The following is a 20,299-nucleotide window of genomic DNA, read 5'->3' as shown; positions in this document are numbered from 1 at the left end:
GAGGATATGAGTATGTGGTATTTCGCCTGGATTCTGGGTGTTTTGCTGGCCTGTTCCTTCGGCATCATCAATGCGATGTGGCTGGAATTTTATGAAGATCTCGACCGCGACGCGGAGTAATCAAGGGTGACTGAACCGGTTGATTACCGCTTGTATGGTCCGCTCTACAGTGGCTGGGCTCGTGCCCTGTCGCTGTTGGCGGCCCTGGTACTGTCAGCGTTGTTGCTGGTGATGCCGCATCTGGTGGCGGTAGAAACCCGTGAAATCGATCATGGTCGGTTGTCACTGGCGTTACTGGGCCTCAGTTGTGGTTTTATCCACGGGATTGGTTTTGTGCCTCTCACGCCGTTCTGGCGTATTGCCTTTGGACCCTGGATCGGCTGGCCATTGATGTTGCTGGCGGGACTCTGGTGGTTTGTTTAAGGACCCTTTGAATACTCTGGTGTTCGTTCCCCGAGCGTCCTTAAGCGTTTGGCGCTTTTCTTGTTGTGCCTGATTTTGTGCCTGATGTTAAACCCCGCAAGCAGTGCGTTGTGACGTACTGCTTTCGTCGGGGTTTTCGCGTTTCTGGTTGTAGCTTTATTCCTTCTTGGTAATATAGTTGTCTGCTTGTTAACCTGATGGGGATAAATCATGGCTCTGAGCAAAGACGATCTGTTGGCGGAAGCGCGTGTGTCGGTTACTCCGGTGGATGCGGATGGTGCGGAAGCCCTGCTGGCTGCTGGTGCGGTGGTGCTGGATGTTCGTGAACCCGCTGAGTTTGATATGGGCCATCTGCCGGGAGCGGTTAATGTGCCGCGCGGTGTACTGGAATTCCGTGTTGGGGATCACCCGGCGCTCAAGGACCCACAGGCATCGATTCTGCTGTACTGCAAGAACGGTGGTCGTTCGACTCTGGCGGCTCACACGCTGAAGCGAATGGGTTTTGACGGTGTGCGGATGCTGGTAGGAGGTTTTGATGGCTGGGCTGGTGCGGTGCATAAGGTCGAGATTGATCCTGCCCAATATCGTTAATTTTTCGAATAAAGCGGGTCAACTCCACCTTGATCAGGATGGAATTTATTCCTTTAGTTACATTGGGATTCTGATATGAAAAAAGCTCTGCTTACTCTGTCGCTGGCATTGACATTGGCTCCAATCGTCAAGGCAGAAGCGCCTGTTGAACAATTAGCGGAAGAGGCTCGTGTCCAGGTGCAGCAGTTTGGGGGGGCACTCAAGGCCGCTGTCAAGCAGGGGATGGAACAAGGTGGGCCTGTCGCGGCGATTAATACCTGCCATCTGCAAGCCCCTGCGATTGCCGAGCAGCACAGTCAGAGTGAATGGCAGGTAGGGCGTACCAGTGCGAAGCTCCGCAATCCGGATAATCAACCAGACAAATGGGAACAATCGGTGCTGGAGTCCTTTGCCAAGCGCATGGCAAGCGGAGAGTCTCTGGCTACGATGGAAGCCTTTAGCGTAGAAAACGGTGAATTTCGCTATATGAAAGCGATAGCCACTGAAGGCTTGTGTCTTGGCTGTCATGGCGACAAGCTGGCAGAGCCGGTTGCCAATAGACTCGCAGAACTCTATCCCGCCGACAAGGCGGTTGGTTATCAGGAAGGCCAGCTGCGTGGGGCATTTACCCTGGTTAAAACACTGAAGGAGTAACTCATGGCTGAGGCCGTTTCAGAACACCGTATTGAACTTGCCTGGCAACGTCAGGGCGTGTTTTCTCATGAAGGGTTTGAGCGTCAGCATCAGATCCGTTTTAACGATGAACTGGTGGTCGCTGCTGGTGGTGCCGGTAATGCCTATGGTTCGGACCCGGAGCAGATGCTGGCGGCGGCGATGGCCAGTTGCCATATGATGACCTTCCTGGCGCTGGCGTCCAAAAAACGCCTGCAGGTGTTGTCGTACGAGGATGAAGCGGTTGCTGAGCTGGAGCAGCGCGAGGATGGCAAGTTCCGGGTTGGACGGATTCGTCTGTCGCCAAAAGCGGTGTTTGAAGGTGAGGCACCGGATGCCGAAGCGCTGCAGAAAATGCACGCCAAAGCGCATGATCACTGCTTTATCGCCAATTCCGTCAGCTGCGACGTGGCGATCACTCCGCGCTGATTGGTGGTGTCAGATGCGTATGCAGGCGCCATTGCTGGCACCTGCATACGTACGAAACTCAGTGGTAGTGCTCCATTCGGGCGGCACACTGCATACAACGGGTCGCGTAAGGCACCGCCAGCAGGCGTGCCGGTTCAATGGCTTCTCCGCATTCAAAGCACTCACCGTAGTTACCCGCATCCAGACGGCGCAGGGCCTGACGGATCTGGTCGGCTTCCACCCGCGCTTCATCACCAATACTGGCCAGCACTTCGTCATTTTCTCGTTCGGTTGCCTGTTCGGCAAAGTCGGCGGATACCGCTTCCTCACGATGGCTTGCATGTTTTTCGGCGCGTTCAGCGCGTTCGGTCAGCTCGCTCAGGCGTTCTTCCAACCGGGTATGTACGTCTTGCAGATTCATGTGGGTCTCCCTCGATCTTGTTCCTGTCAGGCTAGATCTGACCGCCTTGGTTCATCTTGATATGAGTCAGGTTGACCTTAGGCGGCTGTCGCTAGACTGGTTCGACGTTGATTTGCCTATTAACAATAGTCTGAACAAGCTGACGCAGGAGGGAGGCGCTTATGTCTGGAGCCGAGTTCTATCAGGATCCTTTTCACCAGTTGTCGCAGCCGCAGCCTTTCTTCTCGCGCTTGCAGCATTTGTATCGGGTATTACGTGAGCAGTTCTCTGGTATCGAGCGTTTCTCGCTGGCGTTGTACGACGTTGATTCCGATCACCTGACCACCTTTGCTGCTTTTGGTGAAGGTGTCTCCCCATTAAATGGCTACTCAACCAGTCTGTCGTCGGTGCCGTCGTTACGGGGGCTGGCCGACGAGGGCTATTTGCGGGTGGTGAATGACATGCGCAGTTTCCGCAGCGACGACGTGTCGGCACATACCGATGCCTTGCTGGCCCAGGGCTTTCGGTCGGCATTCAGTATGCCGCTGCGGTCTGAGGGGCGCCTGCTGGGCATGCTGTTTCTGAACTCCCGCAGCCTCGATTATTTTACCGAAAGTATGGCGTCTTATTGCTCGTTGTGGGGCCATCTGGTACAGCAGGAGCTGGTGCGCGAGCAGGATACGCTACTGCGCCTGCAGGCTTTGGCGAGTTGGGCCATGGATGCCGGAGGTCTGCACAGTTCCGAGTCGGATGAACACATGCAGCGGATGTCGGCCTACGTGCGCCTGATTGCCCGTGGCGTGCGCCAGCAACACAAATTGGCCGATACCTGGATTGAATATCTGACCCTGTTTGCGCCGTTGCACGATATTGGCAAGCTGGCGATACCGGAAGTGATTCTGCACAAGCAAGGGCAGTTGTCGGAGGATGAATTTGAGCAGGTCAAACAGCATGTTCTGACCGGACGGGCACTGGTCGATCGGGCGATTACCCAGTTCGCGCTGGATAACCTCGAATACATCGACATGCTGCGCAACATGGTGCAGTTCCACCATGAAAAACTGGATGGCAGTGGTTATCTGGGGCTCAGTGGCAGCGCCGCGATTCCGCTGGAAGCACGGATTGTGGCGGTGGCCGATATCACCGACGCCTTGCTAAACCACCGCTGTTACAAGGATGCCTGGCAGCTGTCGGAGGTGATGGCAGAGCTGCAACGACTGGCTGGCAGCGAGCTGGACCCGGACTGTGTGGCCGTTATCCTCAATAACCCTGAAGAAGTGCTCGCCATTTGTGAACGCTGGCCCAGCCATCGTCCGGAGTCAGTACGTCCACAAGTACGTCGCAAGGCATCAGCTGTCCAGTAAGTGGATGGCGAGTTTGACAAAGTCCTGCGACGTTAGCAGTCCGACCAGCTGATGCTGGTCATCCACTACCAGCAGGCATCCCTGACGGCGATTGGCCCGCAGGGCTTCCCCCGCTTCCTTGAGCGGTGTGTCAGGCCCGACGGTTTCCACCTGGGTCTGCATACACTGGCTGATCAGGGTTTTCCCCAGATAGTCCTGCAAATGATGGGCACCGAACTTGTCGGTGATCCGGAAGGCTTCGGCCAGAAATTCACGCTGGCTCATCAAACCACAGAGTTTGCCATTATCGTCGACCACCGGTATGTGACGGATACTATGTTGCGCCATGCTGTGTTCGGCGTCGCGCAGGGTGTCGCCTGGTTTGTGGCTGAGGAGCTCGGTGGTCATCAGGTCGCTGACATGTTTCATGGGGGTTCCTGCTCTGCAATCGGGAATAACTCAGATTAAGTAAAGCAGGAATTCCGGCCTTTGCCTGTGCAAAAGCCGGAGTGGTTATCAGGCGTCAACCGACTGGTCGGCGGCCTGTAACAGCTGTTGCAGAGGTTCAAACAGGGCCGGTGCGGTGACCATGATATTGCGGCTTTCCAGCTGTGGATTCTGACCGGCTGGCAGGGCGTGAATATGGCCAAAGCGGGCGCCGGCTTCTCGGGCGATCAGCTGGGCGGCAGCAAAATCCCAGGGTTTGACGTTTTCGTAGTAGGCATCCACGCGACCACAGGCCACCCAGCACATATCCAGCGCAGCGGAACCGAGACGGCGAATATCGGCGCAATGGGTCAGCACCGTGGCGACACGCGCAACCACTTGCGGGATGGTGTCTTTCTGGTACGGGAAACCAGTGGCGACAATGGCGCGACGCAGCTCATCCTTGTCGGAACAGTGGATTGGCTGGCCATTCAGCCAGGCACCGGCACCACTGAGAGCGGTGAATGTTTCGTTGAGGAACGGGTTGTGCACCACCGCCGCACGGGCTTCGCCGTTATGGTAATACGCGATGGATACCGCCACGTTGTAGTGGCCGTGGGCGTAGTTCACGGTGCCGTCAATCGGGTCGATGATCCACAGATGTTCACAATCCATCGGATTGTCCGGGCCCAGTTCTTCCGACAACAGCTGGTGGTCTGGGAAGGCCTGCTGGATACCGGAGGCGATCAGATGGTCGGCAGCCACATCGGCCTGGGTCACCAGCTCGGAACCGTCGTACTTGAAGTTGATTTGCAAGGCAGAGCGTTGGCGGCTGATTTCGTCGCCAGCGCGTTGGGCCAGATCAAGGGCGAGGTCGAGCATGGGTTGGTAATTCATGGTGTTATCCATCAGGGCGTCGGAATAGGTTTCAGGGGTGGAAGAAGCGGCCTAACAAGGGTTGCAGCACGGTCATTACATTGGCCACCAGTTGTGGTTGCGCCTCAGCGGTTGGATGAATGCCATCGGCCTGCATCAGGCCTGGCTTCAGCGCCACCTCATCCAGCAGGAAAGGCACCAGGGCCAGTTGATACTGGTTGGCCAGGCTGGTGTAGAGCTCGGCAAAACCGTCGGCATATTTCTGGCCGTAATTGGGTGGAATCTTCATACCCAGCAACATAACGTTGGCTCCAGCGGCTTGTGCTTGCTGGATCATGGTTTCCAGATTGCGACGAATCAGCGCCAGTGGTGTGCCACGCAGGGCATCGTTACCGCCCAGTTCTATCATCACCAATGCGGGCTGATGCTGTTGCAGCAGAGCTGGCAAGCGCGCCACTCCTCCCTGGGTAGTGTCGCCGCTGATGCTGGCATTCTGAACCAGAAGACCTGGAACAGGTTGTTGCAATTGTTCCCTTAATAAGACAACCCAGCCTTGTTGAACCGGAATGCCGAAACCGGCACTAATACTGTCACCCACTACCAGAATCGTGCGTGCTGGTGTGCTGGCCTGACTGGCCGCCATCCACAGCAGCACCATCAGGGTAAACAGGGCCATGAAAAACGTCTGGCGTTGCGGGTGAGTGTTAACAGACACGGTAATTTTTCCTTTCCAACAACAGGTGACTTTTATGCAGCAGGAATCCCGAACTGATCTGGCGCTGGAGCTTCGTGACATCCACAAAGAAGTTGTGATGGCGGCAGGTTCCAGCGATCAACAGGTTCTGGGCATCTTGCAAGGCATCCATTTGCGGATCAAGCAAGGCTCATCGGTAGCAATTGTGGGCGCTTCCGGCAGTGGCAAATCGACCCTGCTGGGGATTATGGCAGGTCTGGATCTGCCAAGTTCCGGACAATTGAGCCTGCTGGGGCAACGGCTTGATCTGCTCGACGAGGATGAACGCGCACTGGTACGCGCCGATGGCGTCAGTTTTGTGTTCCAGAACTTTCAGTTGTTGCCGGGGCTGACCGCTCTGGAGAACGTGATGTTGCCGCTCGAAATCCGGCCGGGAGCCTATGCGGCAGCGGCGCGCCAAGAAGCCAAACGGCTGCTGGAGCGGGTTGGGCTCGGACACCGGATGGAACATTACCCATCACAGTTATCCGGCGGTGAGCAGCAGCGGGTGGCGCTGGCACGCGCTTTTGCTGGCCAGCCGCGCATCCTGTTTGCTGATGAACCAACTGGCAACCTTGATCGCCATACCGGCCATCAGATTGAAGACCTGCTGTTTGCCATGAACGCTGAGCTTGGCACCACTCTGGTGCTGGTGACCCATGATCCCGAGCTGGCCAAACGTTGCCAGCGGTGTGTGCGGGTTGAGGATGGGCGCTTGCTGGAAGATGGCGCGCCGGATGCTCGTCCGTCCCTGAAGGAGGTATCGAGCTGATGGCTGCTACCTCCACTTCCTCTGGTCTGGTATCCCGCTTGTCGTTAGTGGCCAGCGCTCGGCTGGCGTTACGCCTGTTATGGCGTGAAGCCCGCAGCGGCGAGTTAACCCTGATCCTGCTGGCATTGTTGATTGCCGTAACCTCCACCACAGCGATTGCCCTGTTCAGTGCCCGTCTGGAGCTGGCCCTGAACGACAAGGGTGGCACCTGGCTGGGTGGTGATTTGCGCGTGCGTTCAACCCAGCCGTTTGCGCCGGACAACTTGCAGAAAGTCAGTGCTGTAGGCCTTAAGCATGCGGAAACCCTGAGTTTTCCCAGTGTGGTGATGGCCGGTGACAACATGACCCTGGCCTCAATCAAGGGGGTGGATGCGGGTTATCCACTGAAGGCGCGCCTGCTGTTGTTAACGCCGGGGGCGACGGAGCCGGTATTACAAAGCAGCGGACCAGGTTCCGGTGAAGCCTGGGTTGAACCCCGTTTACTGGCGCTGCTGAACGCCAAAGTCGGTGATGCACTTGAGCTGGGTGATCGGCAATTCCAGGTCACTGGCGAGATTCTCGAAGAGAGTGATCGTGGCGGCGGTTTTACCGCCTTGTCACCACGGATGATGGTGCATCTGGATGATCTGGCGGGCAGTCCACTGCTGGGGCCTGGCAGCCGGTTGCGTTATCAGCTGTTACTGGCGGGGGATTCGGCGGCGCTGAAGTCGTTACAGGCCGACTGGCAGTTAAGTGCCAATGAAAAATTCGAAGACGTTGAAAATGGCAATGAACGGATGGCGGCGTCGCTGCAACGGGCTCGCCAGTATCTGTCGCTGGCATCTTTGTTGGCCGTGGTGCTGGCCAGTGTGGCGGTGGCGGTATCGGCGCGTCGTTATGCCAGTCGCAACTTTGATGTCAGTGCTCTGATGCGTACCTTCGGACTGTTACGTCGTGATGTGTTGCGGGTGTACGTCTGGCAACTGGTGGCGCTTGGGGTGGCTGCGGCACTGGTGGGGGCGCTGCTGGCGTTGGTGTTACAGGAAGCCATTCTGGCGCTGCTCACCGATGTGTTGCCAGAGCAGCTGCCATCGGCACCGCTGACGGCCTGGATGTTGGGTCTGAGTTCCGGTCTGGTGACCTTGCTCGGCTTTGGTTTGCCGCAAATCCTGCCGCTGGCGGCGGTGCCTCCGTTGCGGGTATTACGACGGGATCTGGCACCAGTGCCTCTGGCAGGCTGGTTGTTAACCGCTCTGGCGCTGCTGGCGTTAAGCCTGCTGTTGTGGGTGTTTACCGGTAATGCGTTGCTGACCCTGCTGGTGATGGGCGGTGGAGCTTTGCTGGTGTTGTTATTACTGCTGTTGTTGCAGTTCGGGATTGGCCGTTTGCACCGGCTTCTACAACAACGGGATTTACCGCTGCATTGGCGCTTCGCCTGGCAGCATCTCAGCCGTAATCGTCAGCAAACGGCTGGTCAGGTGCTGGCGTTTGGTCTGACCCTGCAGGTTATGGTGGTGATTGCCCTGTTACGGAATGATCTGCTGGCGGATTGGCAGGCGAGTTTGCCCGCGCAAGCGCCCAATGTGTTTGCGCTGAATATCCAGTCGTTTGAGCGGGAACCCTTTGCTGCAGCGCTGCAACAGCGGGGTTTTGTGTCGGCGCGTATGTACCCCATGGTGCCGGGGCGTTTGCTGACGATTAACGGAAAAACCATTCAGGAGCTGGGCTTGCAGGATATTGGTGCCATCGATCGTGATCTGGCATTAACCCATGATGACCAGTTGCCTGACTCTAACCGTATTGTGGCGGGGGATTGGGCGGTGATGGCGGGCAGTGGACAGTTGTCGCTGGAGGCCGGCCTGGCCCAGCGCCTGGGGGTGAAACTCGGTGACCAGTTACAGTTTCGGGCTGGTGGCGTTGATTTTGAGGCCACCGTCAGCAGCCTGCGCGAGGTGGACTGGACGTCGCTCAGCCCCAATTTTTTCATGATGTTTTCGGCTGATCTGATGGCCAGTTTGCCTGCCAGTTACATCACCAGCTTTTATGTGCCCGCTGATCAGCAAGCAGCACTGACCAGCCTGATTCGTGAATTCCCGGCGGTCAACGTACTGGATATGCAGGCGCTGCTGACCCAGTTACACAGCCTGCTGGCACAAGTGGGGCTGGCGATTGAGCTGATTCTGGCGGTGGTGTTATTGGCGGCAGTGCTGGTGATGGTGTCTGCTTTGCTGGCGAGTCTGCGTGAACGTCTGCAGGAAGGGGCCTTGTTACGAACGCTTGGCGCCAGCAGCCGGATGATCCGGCGTGCCCAGTTGAGTGAGTTCAGTTTGCTGGGGGCAATGGCTGCCGTGCTGGCACTACTGGCAGCGGAAGCCCTGTGCTGGGCCTTGTATCGACAGGTACTGGATATCCCCTGGAGTGGTCTGGGCTGGATCTGGTTATGGCTACCGTTAGTTGCATCGATTGGATTGGCAATGGTGGGTACTCTGATGCTCCGACGCACGGTGACGGTCGCCCCGGTTATTGTGTTGCGTGAGTTGGCCTGACCGGGGTTCGTGCTGCGTCGTCTGGAGGACAGTGGCTGATACTGTCCATCCAGATGTGGCATTTGTTGTCGCATCCATTTCCTGTGTTGTTTATTAATAATTTGATGGTTGTGATGTCCACCGGTACTGGCATGATGCTGCCACGACGCGGAGGATGTTATGAGTCTGGTTCGAAAACCTTTTGTGTACATGCGCCATGGCGAAACCGCCTGGAATGATCAGCAACGCATTTGTGGCAGTAGTGATATTCCCCTCAATCTGCGCGGTGAAGAACAGGCCAAAGCCGCTGCCGAGTGGCTGGCGTACGAGTGGAGTCAGGTAATCAGCAGCCAGCTGGGGCGTGCTCGTACAACGGCTGCGCTTGCTGTTCCGCATCAACAGGCGTTGGCAGATGCGCGTTTTAACGAGCGTGATTTTGGCCAGCTGGAAGGAGCTCCGATCCTGAATCAGCCACTGCATCGGGAAACCCCCAAGGGCGGCGAAAGCTGGGATAGGTTTGTCGGGCGTGTGGTTGCCGCCGTGAATGATGCGCTGATCCAATATCCGCTGCCGTTGCTTGTAGCTCATGGCAGTGTGTATCGGGTGCTGTTTTTCCAGATGTTTGGTACACCGGACTGTACGCCATTAAAAAATGCCACACCATTGCTGATTCAGCCATTGGGTGATCAGGGCTGGGTGGTAACCGAGCTGGCACGGGTGTCGGCGGATACCTTGCAACAGTTAGGATTAAAGCCTCTGGTGTAAACAGATTCGGGGTCAGGCTGGAAAAAGTCCGCGCTTGTGAGCGCGGAAGGGGCACTAATTAGGGTGCCAACAGGCCTCCCTGTCCCGGAGAGGGGGAGGGAGTGTCACACACCAGGATTGCTCCTGGAGGAAGTCTGAAATCGGTAACAAAAAGGGCAGCCAAGCTGCCCCTTTTGTTTATTGAACGGTCTTGCGAACCGATCAGAAGAAGCCCAGCGGATCAGTGCTGTAGCTGACCAGCAGGTTCTTGGTCTGCTGGTAGTGATCCAGCATCATCTTGTGAGTTTCACGACCTACACCAGACTTCTTGTAACCACCGAAGGCGGCGTGAGCTGGGTAAGCGTGGTAGCAGTTGGTCCATACGCGACCAGCTTCGATGCCACGGCCCATGCGGTAAGCACGGTTCATGTCACGAGACCAGACACCGGCACCCAGACCGAATTCAGTGTCGTTGGCAATGGCCAGAGCTTCGGCTTCGTCTTTGAAAGTAGTAACAGCGACTACTGGACCAAAGATTTCTTCCTGGAATACGCGCATCTTGTTGTTACCCTTCAGCAGGGTAGGCTGGATGTAGTAACCGGTGCCCAGATCGCCAGCCAGAGATTCAGCTGCACCACCAGTCAGAACTTCAGCGCCTTCGTCACGGCCGATCTGCAGGTAGCTCATGATCTTGTCGAACTGTTGCTGGGAAGCCTGTGCACCCACCATGGTCTCGGTATCCAGCGGGTTGCCACGCTTGATCTGAGCGATACGCTCAATCACTTTACCGATGAACTGTTCGTAGATGCTTTCCTGAATCAGCAGGCGGGATGGGCAAGTACATACTTCGCCCTGGTTGAAGAACGCCAGTACGGCACCTTCCACACACTTGCTGACGAAGCTGTCTTCGTGATCCAGTACGTCTTCGAAGTAGATGTTAGGGGATTTGCCGCCCAGCTCTACAGTAGAAGGAATGATGTTGTCAGCAGCACATTTCATGATGTGCGCGCCAACTGGGGTAGAACCGGTGAAAGCGATCTTGGCGATACGCTTGGAAGTAGCCAGAGCTTCACCCGCTTCACGACCAACACCGTTAACGATGTTCAGTACGCCTGGAGGCAGCAGGTCAGCGATGCATTCCATCAGGATCAGGATAGATACTGGAGTTTGTTCAGCTGGCTTCATCACGATGCAGTTACCGGCAGCCAGAGCTGGAGCCAGTTTCCACGCTGCCATCAGCAGTGGGAAGTTCCAGGGAATGATCTGACCAACAACGCCCAGTGGCTCGTGGAAGTGGTAAGCAACGGTGTTTTCGTCGATGTCACCGATGGTGCCTTCCTGAGCGCGTACGCAACCAGCGAAGTAACGGAAGTGGTCGGCAGACAGTGGAACGTCAGCAGCCAGGGTTTCACGAACGGCTTTACCGTTGTCCCAGGTTTCGGCTACTGCCAGCTTTTCCAGGTTCGCTTCGATACGATCAGCGATTTTCAGCAGGATGTTGGCACGTGCTGCTACAGAAGTTTTGCCCCATGCTGTTTTGGCAGCGTGAGCGGCGTCCAGAGCCAGCTCGATATCGGCGGCATCAGAACGAGGAACCTGACAGAACACCTGGCCGTTTACCGGGCTGATGTTGTCCATGTAACGACCATTCACTGGCTCGACCCACTGGCCGCCGATGAAGTTACCGTAACGCTCCTTGAAAGTTACCACGGAGCCTGGTTGGCCGGGATTAGCGTAGATCATGTTGGTTCTCCGGTATTTATTGTTATCGCAAACCTTGAGGGTTTGCTGAGTCGTGGCATGTGCCAAAAAGGCAACTGAACGTCCCTCAGTTTGGGGGATGGCTCCGGGGACGGTCATTTACCCTCCCTGTTTAAAAATGCGATACCTTGGTAGTAGTCCCAATGTATATATCTTGATCGCAAAATAGGCTCACTCCAGAAAGTGTCGATCGGGTCGTAAACCGGGTGATATGCCGATCAACTTTCGGTGTTATCGACCTGTGGACGACTGACTCGTCTGACTTCCTGTTATTTTTGATGAGCTGGTTGCGACACCGGCGGTCGTAACCGTTATTGAGTCATTTGCCCGTCTGGCCTTAATCCCGGACAATAGCCGCCCTGTTTCCGGATCACTGGAGCCGTTTCCGGCATGACCACCCGTATTGCAATTAATGGTTTTGGACGTATTGGTCGTTCGGTTCTGCGTGCTCTGTACGAAAACCGTTACAACCAGCAGCTGCAGATTGTGGCCATCAATGAACTGGCGGATATCGATTCGGTCAGTTACATGCTGCGTTATGACAGTACCCACGGACGCTTTCCGGGAGATGTGCGGGTGGATGGTGATTCGCATTTGCTGATCAATGGTGATCGGGTGAGGCTGTATCGGGAAGCCGATCCGGCGCGTCTCGACTGGGCGTCAGACGGCGTTGATCTGGTGTTGGAGTGCAGTGGCCTGATCCGCACCCGGGAAGATGCTGAACAACACTTGCAGCAAGGCGCGGGCAAGGTGCTGATTTCCAATCCGGCTGACAAGGCCGTGGATAACACCATCATTTATGGCCTCAACCAGCACAGTCTGACACCCGATCAGCGCATTGTGTCGAACGGTTCCTGCTCTACCAACTGCCTGGTGCCGGTGTTGACCCTGCTCGATGCTGCGTTTGGTATCGAATGTGGGGTAACTACCACCATCCATTCGGCCATGAATGATCAGCCCGTGATTGATGCCTACTCCACTGACCTGCGCCGCACCCGTTCGGCGGTGCAGAGTATTATTCCGGTGGACACCGGGTTGCCGGCGGGTATTGCCCGTTTGATGCCACAGTTGGCGGGCAAACTGGAAAGCCTGCATTTGCGGGTGCCGACGATCAATGTGTCGGCGCTGGATGTCAGTCTGCAGTTAAGGCAGCCAACTACCTCACAAGCGGTGAATCAACTGTTACAATCTGCAGCCGATACGCACTGGCGCGGTTTGCTCGGAATTACCTACGAGCCTCACGCCTCCATTGATTTTAATCATGATCCCCGTTCCGGCATTGTTGATGCTACCCAGACGCGGGTCAGCGCCGGCAGCATGCTGAAGTTACTGATCTGGTTTGATAACGAATGGGGCTTTGCCAATCGCATGCTCGATACTGCCCTGTGCATGAGATAACCATAAGATAAAAAGTGGCAGCCTGGATGCTGTCGCCAACGCTTTTCGACCCCAAATACGAGGCGTTTAACGCCCGGAATGAAAACGAGGAAAAGACAATGACCGTCATCAAAATGACCGATCTCGACCTGAAGGGAAAACGGGTTCTGATTCGTGAAGATCTCAATGTGCCAATTAAAAACGGCAAGGTAACTTCAGACGTCCGTATTCGTGCATCCCTGCCAACTATCCAGTTCGCGCTGGAAGCCGGTGCCAAGGTCATTGTGATGTCTCACCTGGGACGTCCTGAAGAAGGCGTTTACGACGAAGAATCTTCCATGAAGCCGGTTGCCGAACACCTGGCAGGTCTGCTGGGCCGTCCGGTTGAAGTGATCAAGGACTTCAGCAACGGCTTTGAAGTAGCCGATGGTGAACTGGTGCTGCTGGAAAACGTCCGTTTCAACAAGGGCGAGAAAAAAGACGGCGAAGAGCTGTCCAAAGCCTACGCGGCTCTGTGTGACATCTTCGTAATGGATGCGTTTGGTACTGCTCACCGCGCCCAGGCTTCTACCCACGGTGTGGCGAAGTTTGCGCCAGTTGCCTGTGCTGGTCCTTTGCTGGCGGCCGAACTGGACGCGCTGGGCAAGGCTCTGGCAACTCCTGCCCGTCCACTGGTGGCCATCGTGGGTGGTTCCAAGGTTTCTACCAAGCTGGAAGTACTGAACAGCCTGGCCGACATCTGTGACCAGATTATTGTGGGTGGCGGTATCGCCAACACCTTCCTGGCGGCTTCTGGCAAGCCGGTTGGCAAGTCTCTGTGTGAAGCCGACCTGATTCCGGCTGCCAAGGCGCTGATGGAAAAAGTATCCATCCCGGTGCCAACCGATGTGGTGTGTGGCAAGGAGTTCTCTGAAACCGCCGTGGCAACCCTGAAGTCTGCTGACGAAGTGGAAGCCGACGACATGATTTTCGACATTGGCCCGGTTTCCGCTGCAGCCCTGGCGGCCCAGCTGAAAGAAGCCAAGACCATTATCTGGAACGGCCCGGTAGGCGTTTTTGAATTTGATCAGTTCGGCGAAGGCACCAAGGCCCTGTCCCTGGCCATTGCTGAGTCTGATGCGTTCTCCATTGCCGGTGGTGGCGACACCCTGGCAGCGGTGGACAAGTACGGCATTGCCGAGCAGGTTTCCTACATCTCCACTGGTGGTGGTGCATTCCTCGAGTTCGTGGAAGGCAAAGTGCTGCCAGCGGTTGCGATCCTGCAAGAGCGCGCCAAGTAATATCTGTTTTTAATGCCGGGCGGTGACGCCCGGTATTGATTCGAACTACAACAATGAGGGAAACCTATGGCACTTATCAGCATGCGTCAGCTGCTGGACCACGCCGCCGAATTCGGTTACGGCGTGCCGGCCTTTAACGTCAACAACCTGGAGCAGATGCGTGCCATTATGTTGGCCGCTGACAAAACCAACTCTCCAGTGATCGTGCAGGCCTCTGCCGGTGCGCGCAAATACGCTGGTGCGCCGTTCCTGCGTCACCTGATCCTGGCGGCAATTGAAGAGTTCCCGCATATCCCGGTGTGTATGCACCAGGACCACGGTACTTCTCCAGCCGTGTGCCAGCGCTCCATCCAGCTGGGCTTCAGCTCCGTTATGATGGACGGCTCCCTGGGTGAAGATGGCAAGACCCCAACTTCCTACGAATACAACGTCGACGTAACCCGTCGTACCGTTGATATGGCTCACGCGTGTGGCGTGTCCGTAGAAGGTGAACTGGGCTGTCTGGGTTCTCTGGAAACTGGCCAGGCCGGTGAAGAAGACGGTATCGGTGCTGATTGTGTACTGAGCCACGACCAGATGCTGACCGACCCTGAAGAAGCGGCTGACTTCGTGAAGAAAACCGGTGTGGATGCTCTGGCGATTGCCTGTGGTACTTCTCACGGTGCTTACAAGTTCACCCGTCCACCAACAGGGGACATCCTGGCGATTGATCGCATCAAGGAAATCCACAAACGCATCCCTAACACCCACCTGGTGATGCACGGTTCCTCTTCTGTTCCTCAGGAATGGCTGGCGATCATCAACGAATTCGGTGGCGAAATTCCGGAAACCTACGGTGTGCCGGTTGAGCAGATCGTGGAAGGTATCAAATACGGCGTTCGCAAAGTGAACATCGATACCGACCTGCGTCTGGCTTCTACGGGTGCGATCCGTCGTTTTATGGCCAAGAACCCGGCTGAGTTCGACCCACGCAAGTACCTGAAAGAGTCTGTAACCGCCATGACTGACATCTGTGTGGCTCGTTACGAAGCGTTCGGCACTGCTGGCCACGCTGACAAGATCCGCGTTCACTCTCTGGACGACATGTTCCAGCGTTACATCAGCGGTGAGCTTGGCCCTAAGGTCAGCTGATTCTGAATCAGGTCGTTTGACCGGATGAGAATGGCACCCCATGTGGGTGCCATTTTTTTGCCTGTAAAACTTTTTCCGAACGTATTCATTGGCTAGTATCCCTGCATGCCCCGGGATGGGGAGTGATCAGGAATCCAATAATGAAAATCATGACTGGCCTTGTTCTGGCCGCCACCGTGCTGGTGCAAACCGGCTGTATGTCCCTCGCTGAACTGGAAGCCCAGGAACAGCGTCAGAAAGAACGCCAGCTGGCGGACGCTCGTATCACCTGTGAATCATTCGGTTTTAAAGCCGATACCAGCGACATGGCACAGTGTATCCAGACCGAATACAACCGCACCCGTGATCGTATCGAACGTGAAGAAGCCCGCATGCGCGAAGATCATGAAAGAGCGATGCGCGAGTCAGAAAAGCGCAAAAAAGACAGCAAGTCACTCTGATAAACAGGGGCCATGGATTGTTTATCCGTGGCCCGGTTTTATCCGTCAGTTTATTCCTGTGTTGGCAGCAATCCCTGTTTGCAGGCATCCAGTAACTGCAAGCGCAGCTCATCGTTATTGACGGCGCGCGCAATCGCTACACCACCAATCATCAGCACCAGTTGCCGTAACACGGCCTGTTGGTCTGACCCTGTTGCCGCCTGCACCCTGTGCAGCATGCCCTGCAGCAGACCGGTGTAGGTACTGCGAATGGTCTCATCGCGTTGGGCAATATCTGTTACCAGAAATGCCATCGGGCAGCCGCCATCAATTCCCAACGGATGGCTGGGGTCCAGATAGGTCTCTATCAGTCGTTTCAGATCAACTCCCGACTGTAAATCATCCGGGTCTTGCAGTGCCTGACGAAAGCGGTTGATGGCCGCATTACGCAGCGATTCCTGATACAGCTCCCGCTTGGACGAAAAGTGATGGTAGAAGGCACCACGGGTCATGCCGGCTTCTTCCATTATGTCGTTGATACCGGTGTTGTCGAAGCCCTTGCGGGCGAACAGGGTGGCGGCGGCATTCAGAATCCGCTTCCGGCTGTGCTGCTTGTGATCTGGATGCCAGGCCATGGCTGATCCTCAGAATATGTTCTTGATCATATTGTCGATGCATCTAAGGTGAACACACAAGCCATTCACTTTTGTTCAGGACAACATCATGACCAACACTGCGTCTGCCTCTGGCACCTTTGCGATTTATGGCCCGGCCTTCAGTCCGTTTGTACGAGCGGTGCGGATTTATGCCGATGAGCTGGGATTAAGCCCCGATTGCAGCATGGCTCCGTGTGGTGATCGTATTGATTTCAAATCTCCCGGCCATCTGGCCATGAACCCGTTTGGCAAGGTGCCGGTGCTGATGGACGGTGATGAGCTCTTGTTTGAAACAGCCGCGATTTGCCGTTACCTTGATCGTATGGCGGGTGAGCGCAGCCTGCTGGCAGGCCTGAGCTCACGCCAGCAAGCGCTGGTGGACCAGTGGATCGGGGCGGTCTGTGAATACGCAGGTGCCCGTCTGATGAACGGTTTTCTGCTGGAAGTGGCGTTTCCCAAAGGTGAAAACGGCCAGATCCGTATGGACGTGGTGTTGGCCAACTTGCCCAAAGCCGAGGAGCTGCTGGCGCTGTTCAGTCAGCAGTTGCAGGGCCGTGAGTGGCTGGCCGGTGATGACTACAGTATGGCCGACAGTGCTCTGACGCCGTTCCTGCATTATGCCGCCAGCCTGCCGGACCTGGATGGCAAGGGCCAGCTGGTGTTGCGTGATACGCGTCTGAGCCGTTACCTGCAACAGGTGAAGGCACGACCATCGGCCCGATTCCTTGAGATGCGCTGAACGCAGCGTTGGTCAGAGGATCAGCAGGCTACCCAGCCAGCCCAGCAGGACGATATTGCAGAACAGCGCCAGGCTGTAGGCATAACTGCGTGGGCTGGGGTTTTTCTCGGTGGCAATGGCGTAATACAGCGCCATGTGGATAACCCGTGCCAGTGCATACACCCAGCTCAGCAGGGCCAGGGCACTGGCATCAAAGCCAGCCAGAATCGCCAGCAGCATACTGAACAGCATGACCGGCAGGTTTTCCAGCGAGTTCTGGAACGTCCGATGGCTGCGAAACACGAAGGACTCGTGGCTCAGGGTCGGGTCCAGTATACCGGGCACATAACGCTTCTGGCGGCGATGGGCGACCATGGCAATGATGGCTTGCAGCAGCACCGTGACCAGCATCAGCCAGATCGCCAGCAGGCAGCTGTGGTAGACGTGACCGAGTTCGGTTAGCAGGTTTGGCATAGCGTAAACAACTCCTGAATCGACTGAGCGGAATTACGGATAGTTCGCCAGCGGCGTCCCGGCCATGTCACGGAAAAACACCTCAAAGTTGAGGATGTTGGCGCGGACGTAATCGATAAACGCCCGCATCACTGGGTTCGGGTGTTTACTGAGCGGGTACACCAGACACCAGGAGCGGCGCAGCGGAAAACCGGGTAGATGCAAGGTGCGTAATGCACCGGTTTGCAACTCCGCCAACACACTCAGCTTGGGTAGTACCGCCACGCCCAGCCCCGCCATTACCGCGTGTTTCAGACCGTCGTTGGAATCGATCTGCATAAAAGGCTCCAGCCGCTGACGGCTCATCTGGCAGTGTACTTCCAGCGCCAGGCGGGTGCCCGAACCGGGCTCGCGAATCAGCAGGCGACTGGCGAGAAAATCCTCCACCGTGACATCTTCCCGCCGTAATAACGGATGCCCCGGTGCTACCAATGGCACCAGTTCGTTATCGAGAAACGGCAGCGACGCAAACGGCTTTTCACTGGGCACCATACCCATCACTACCAGATGGTCGGCATTGTCGCTGAGGCGCTGGATAGCTCTGGCACGATTGACCACCCGCACGTTCACACTGACCAGTGGATACTGGTTCATAAAGCCACGTAACAGGTAGGGTAGAACACACTGCGCGGTGTTCACCGCCGCGATGTTGAGTTCGCCGGATACCTGGCCCTGCAGATGGCTGAGGTCCTCCTGCAAGGATTCCAGCTGATCAAAAATCACCGTAATGGTGGCCGCCAGACGTTCGGCAGCAGCCGTGGTGTACAGGCGGCGACCGACGTATTCGAACAGGGGCTGATTGATGGTTTCTTCAATCTGGCGGATCTGGCTGCTGACCGCGGGCTGGGTCAGGCCCAGTTCGTCACCGGCCTTGCTGTAACTGCGCAGCTCATAAACGCGGGAAAACACCTGCAGCTGGCGAAAAGATAAACGACTGGCGAGTTTCTGAACGGTAATAGGCATTGGAATGTCGTGCGTTGGCTCATCTATAAGCTGGAGCTTATAGATAAGCGAAGAAATATCAATTATGACGTCATAACCAACTCGTTTACTGTTGTTTACATCAACCCGATAACCGGAAGGGTAGTTTGTTGCCGCCGGTTCGGGGTTTACGAGTCTTCATGGAGGCCGCAAGCATGCTGAAGAAAGTTCTGATCGCCAACCGCGGAGAGATTGCCGTTCGTATCGTGCGCGCCTGCGCCGAGATGGGCATTCGTTCGGTGGCTATTTACACCGAGCCAGACCGTTACGCCCTGCACGTCAAACGTGCTGACGAAGCTTACTCTCTGGGTGCTGATCCGCTGGCGGGTTATCTGGACCCACTGCGTATCGTTAACCTGGCGCTGGAAACCGGCTGTGATGCCATTCACCCGGGTTACGGCTTCCTGTCCGAGAACGCCACCTTTGCACGTCTGTGTGAAGAAAAAGGCGTGACCTTTATTGGTCCGAAATCCAACGTGATTCATGCCATGGGCGACAAGACCCAGGCGCGTGACTCCATGCGTGCGGCCGGTGTACCGATTACCCCAGGTTCCGATGGCAACCTCGACAGCGTTGAGCAGGCTCTGGAACTGGCAGAACAGTTTGGTTACCCGGTAATGATCAAGGCCACTTCCGGTGGCGGCGGTCGTGGTATCCGTCGTTGTGATACCCCGGAAGAACTGCGTCAGCAGTACCCGCGTGTTATTTCTGAAGCCACCAAGGCCTTCGGTTCTGCCGACGTGTTCCTGGAAAAGTGCATCGTTAACCCGCGTCACATCGAAGTTCAGATTCTGGCCGACAGCCACGGCAACGTGGTGCACCTGTACGAGCGTGACTGCTCGATCCAGCGTCGTAACCAGAAGCTGATCGAAATTGCGCCAAGCCCGCAGCTGACCCCGGAACAACGTGAATACGTGGGTAGCCTGGCTGTGCGTGCTGCCGCTGCTGTGGGTTATGAAAACGCCGGTACTGTGGAATTCCTGCTGACTGGCAATGAAGTGTACTTCATGGAAATGAACACCCGTGTTCAGGTGGAGCACACCATCACTGAACAGATTACCGGTGTTGATATCGTTCGTGAGCAGCTGCGTGTCGCCGCCGGTCTGCCACTGAGCTACCGCCAGGAAGATATTCACTACCGCGGTTTTGCCCTGCAATTCCGTATTAACGCGGAAGATCCGAAAAACGACTTCCTGCCAAGCTTCGGTCGTATCACTCACTACTACGCACCGGGCGGCCCGGGTGTACGTGTTGATACCGCGATTTACACCGGTTATGAGATTCCACCGTACTTCGACTCCATGTGTCTGAAGCTGATTTGCTGGGCTCTGACCTGGGAAGAAGTAATTGCTCGTGGCAAACGTGCTCTGGACGACATGCGTCTGCGTGGTATCAAAACCACCGGTACCTACTACCAGCAGATTCTCAGCCATGAAGATTTCGAACGTGGCGTGTTCGATACCAGCTTTGTTCCGACTCACCCGGAACTGCTGAACTACTCGGAAAAACGCCACCCGAGTGAAATTGCGCTGGTGCTGGCCGCGGCCATTGCCGCCCATGCTGGCTCGTAAAATCGGGCGTCTGTGCCTACA

The 20,299-nt window shown here is 56.1% G+C and carries 23 protein-coding genes; 15 read left to right on the top strand and 8 right to left on the bottom strand.

The annotated features are described in order from the left end of the window. Positions 1-12: 12 nt before the first annotated feature. From cydX to OUO13_RS18785, 5 genes are all read left to right on the top strand, one after another. Positions 13-120 carry a cytochrome bd-I oxidase subunit CydX gene (gene cydX / locus OUO13_RS18805; protein WP_283175445.1) on the top strand — a complete coding sequence of 36 codons (108 nt, stop codon included), beginning with the start codon at positions 13-15 and terminating at the stop codon, positions 118-120. Positions 121-126: 6 nt separating this feature from the next. Then, positions 127-423, top strand: a complete 297-nt coding sequence (locus OUO13_RS18800; RefSeq protein WP_283175444.1) for a cyd operon YbgE family protein — start codon at positions 127-129, stop codon at positions 421-423. Positions 424-633: 210 nt separating this feature from the next. Next, on the top strand, positions 634-1,014 hold the full coding sequence (locus OUO13_RS18795) for a rhodanese-like domain-containing protein (protein WP_283175443.1): 381 nt from the start codon (positions 634-636) through the stop codon (positions 1,012-1,014). Positions 1,015-1,089: 75 nt separating this feature from the next. Beyond that, on the top strand, positions 1,090-1,647 hold the full coding sequence (locus tag OUO13_RS18790; RefSeq protein WP_283175442.1) for a Tll0287-like domain-containing protein: 558 nt from the start codon (positions 1,090-1,092) through the stop codon (positions 1,645-1,647). Between the two features lie 3 nt (positions 1,648-1,650). Next, positions 1,651-2,094 carry an OsmC family protein gene (locus OUO13_RS18785; RefSeq protein ID WP_283175441.1) on the top strand — a complete coding sequence of 148 codons (444 nt, stop codon included), beginning with the start codon at positions 1,651-1,653 and terminating at the stop codon, positions 2,092-2,094. Positions 2,095-2,152: 58 nt separating this feature from the next. Here the strand turns inward: OUO13_RS18785 and OUO13_RS18780 are convergent, their stop codons facing one another. Next, a complete protein-coding gene (locus OUO13_RS18780) occupies positions 2,153-2,494 on the bottom strand; it encodes a TraR/DksA family transcriptional regulator (protein WP_283175440.1) in 342 nt (113 codons plus the stop codon). Between the two features lie 161 nt (positions 2,495-2,655). Between OUO13_RS18780 and OUO13_RS18775 the strand changes: the two genes are divergently transcribed. Then, positions 2,656-3,837, top strand: coding sequence for an HD-GYP domain-containing protein (locus OUO13_RS18775; protein ID WP_283175439.1), 1,182 nt, complete (start codon positions 2,656-2,658; stop codon positions 3,835-3,837). Here OUO13_RS18775 and OUO13_RS18770 read toward each other — a convergent pair. The 3 genes from OUO13_RS18770 to OUO13_RS18760 form a co-directional block, all read right to left on the bottom strand. Then, positions 3,823-4,245 carry a CBS domain-containing protein gene (locus tag OUO13_RS18770; protein ID WP_283175438.1) on the bottom strand — a complete coding sequence of 141 codons (423 nt, stop codon included), beginning with the start codon at positions 4,243-4,245 and terminating at the stop codon, positions 3,823-3,825. The genes OUO13_RS18775 and OUO13_RS18770 overlap by 15 nt on opposite strands. 87 nt (positions 4,246-4,332) lie before the next feature. After that, complete coding sequence (locus OUO13_RS18765; protein ID WP_283175437.1) at positions 4,333-5,139, bottom strand: inositol monophosphatase family protein; 807 nt, start codon at positions 5,137-5,139, stop codon at positions 4,333-4,335. A gap of 31 nt (positions 5,140-5,170) precedes the next feature. Next, complete coding sequence (locus tag OUO13_RS18760) at positions 5,171-5,833, bottom strand: arylesterase (RefSeq protein ID WP_283175436.1); 663 nt, start codon at positions 5,831-5,833, stop codon at positions 5,171-5,173. 34 nt (positions 5,834-5,867) lie between these two features. Between OUO13_RS18760 and OUO13_RS18755 the strand changes: the two genes are divergently transcribed. The 3 genes from OUO13_RS18755 (at position 5,868) to OUO13_RS18745 (ending at position 9,892) form a co-directional block, all read left to right on the top strand. Next, the gene (locus OUO13_RS18755; protein ID WP_428982365.1) at positions 5,868-6,623 is read left to right on the top strand and encodes an ABC transporter ATP-binding protein; all 756 of its coding nucleotides are present in this window, start codon (positions 5,868-5,870) and stop codon (positions 6,621-6,623) included. Beyond that, the gene (locus OUO13_RS18750; protein WP_283175435.1) at positions 6,623-9,148 is read left to right on the top strand and encodes an ABC transporter permease; all 2,526 of its coding nucleotides are present in this window, start codon (positions 6,623-6,625) and stop codon (positions 9,146-9,148) included. The genes OUO13_RS18755 and OUO13_RS18750 overlap by 1 nt, the downstream gene beginning before the upstream one ends. Positions 9,149-9,307: 159 nt before the next feature. Continuing rightward, on the top strand, positions 9,308-9,892 hold the full coding sequence (locus OUO13_RS18745; RefSeq protein WP_283175434.1) for a histidine phosphatase family protein: 585 nt from the start codon (positions 9,308-9,310) through the stop codon (positions 9,890-9,892). Between the two features lie 201 nt (positions 9,893-10,093). Here OUO13_RS18745 and exaC read toward each other — a convergent pair whose 3' ends face one another. Continuing rightward, positions 10,094-11,614 (bottom strand): acetaldehyde dehydrogenase ExaC, encoded by a 1,521-nt coding sequence (gene exaC, locus OUO13_RS18740; RefSeq protein ID WP_283175433.1) that lies wholly within the window; start codon positions 11,612-11,614, stop codon positions 10,094-10,096. Positions 11,615-12,022: 408 nt separating this feature from the next. Here exaC and OUO13_RS18735 point away from each other — a divergent pair, with 408 nt between their 5' ends. The 4 genes from OUO13_RS18735 to OUO13_RS18720 all read left to right on the top strand — a co-directional run bounded on the left by OUO13_RS18735 (position 12,023) and on the right by OUO13_RS18720 (position 15,860). Then, the gene (locus tag OUO13_RS18735; RefSeq protein WP_283175432.1) at positions 12,023-13,030 is read left to right on the top strand and encodes a type I glyceraldehyde-3-phosphate dehydrogenase; all 1,008 of its coding nucleotides are present in this window, start codon (positions 12,023-12,025) and stop codon (positions 13,028-13,030) included. Between the two features lie 98 nt (positions 13,031-13,128). Beyond that, positions 13,129-14,289 carry a phosphoglycerate kinase gene (locus OUO13_RS18730; RefSeq protein WP_283175431.1) on the top strand — a complete coding sequence of 387 codons (1,161 nt, stop codon included), beginning with the start codon at positions 13,129-13,131 and terminating at the stop codon, positions 14,287-14,289. Positions 14,290-14,355: 66 nt separating this feature from the next. Next, entirely contained in the window at positions 14,356-15,420 is a 1,065-nt protein-coding gene (gene fba, locus OUO13_RS18725; RefSeq protein WP_283175430.1) for a class II fructose-bisphosphate aldolase, read from the top strand. Between the two features lie 140 nt (positions 15,421-15,560). Next, positions 15,561-15,860, top strand: a complete 300-nt coding sequence (locus OUO13_RS18720) for a hypothetical protein (RefSeq protein WP_283175429.1) — start codon at positions 15,561-15,563, stop codon at positions 15,858-15,860. 50 nt (positions 15,861-15,910) lie between these two features. Here the strand turns inward: OUO13_RS18720 and OUO13_RS18715 are convergent, their stop codons facing one another. Then, positions 15,911-16,474, bottom strand: coding sequence for a TetR/AcrR family transcriptional regulator (locus OUO13_RS18715; protein ID WP_283175428.1), 564 nt, complete (start codon positions 16,472-16,474; stop codon positions 15,911-15,913). Positions 16,475-16,562: 88 nt separating this feature from the next. Between OUO13_RS18715 and OUO13_RS18710 the strand changes: the two genes are divergently transcribed. Beyond that, positions 16,563-17,234 carry a glutathione S-transferase family protein gene (locus tag OUO13_RS18710; RefSeq protein ID WP_283175427.1) on the top strand — a complete coding sequence of 224 codons (672 nt, stop codon included), beginning with the start codon at positions 16,563-16,565 and terminating at the stop codon, positions 17,232-17,234. Positions 17,235-17,246: 12 nt separating this feature from the next. On the opposite strand, the gene OUO13_RS18705 is transcribed toward OUO13_RS18710, so the two are convergent. Together OUO13_RS18705 and OUO13_RS18700 are read right to left on the bottom strand one after the other, a co-directional pair. Then, the gene (locus OUO13_RS18705; protein WP_283175426.1) at positions 17,247-17,687 is read right to left on the bottom strand and encodes an MAPEG family protein; all 441 of its coding nucleotides are present in this window, start codon (positions 17,685-17,687) and stop codon (positions 17,247-17,249) included. A 33-nt stretch (positions 17,688-17,720) separates the two neighbouring features. Then, positions 17,721-18,689, bottom strand: a complete 969-nt coding sequence (locus OUO13_RS18700; protein ID WP_283175425.1) for a LysR family transcriptional regulator — start codon at positions 18,687-18,689, stop codon at positions 17,721-17,723. A 173-nt stretch (positions 18,690-18,862) separates the two neighbouring features. On the opposite strand from OUO13_RS18700, the gene OUO13_RS18695 reads away from it, so the two are divergent. Next, positions 18,863-20,278 (top strand): acetyl-CoA carboxylase biotin carboxylase subunit, encoded by a 1,416-nt coding sequence (locus OUO13_RS18695; RefSeq protein WP_283175424.1) that lies wholly within the window; start codon positions 18,863-18,865, stop codon positions 20,276-20,278. Positions 20,279-20,299 lie beyond the last annotated feature (21 nt).

Source organism: Parathalassolituus penaei (genome assembly GCF_026626885.1).
Classification (GTDB): Bacteria; Pseudomonadota; Gammaproteobacteria; order Pseudomonadales; family Oceanobacteraceae; genus Oceanobacter; species Oceanobacter penaei.
The sequence above is the reverse complement of the archived record's forward strand: the minus strand, read 5'-3'. Positions and strand labels throughout refer to the sequence as shown.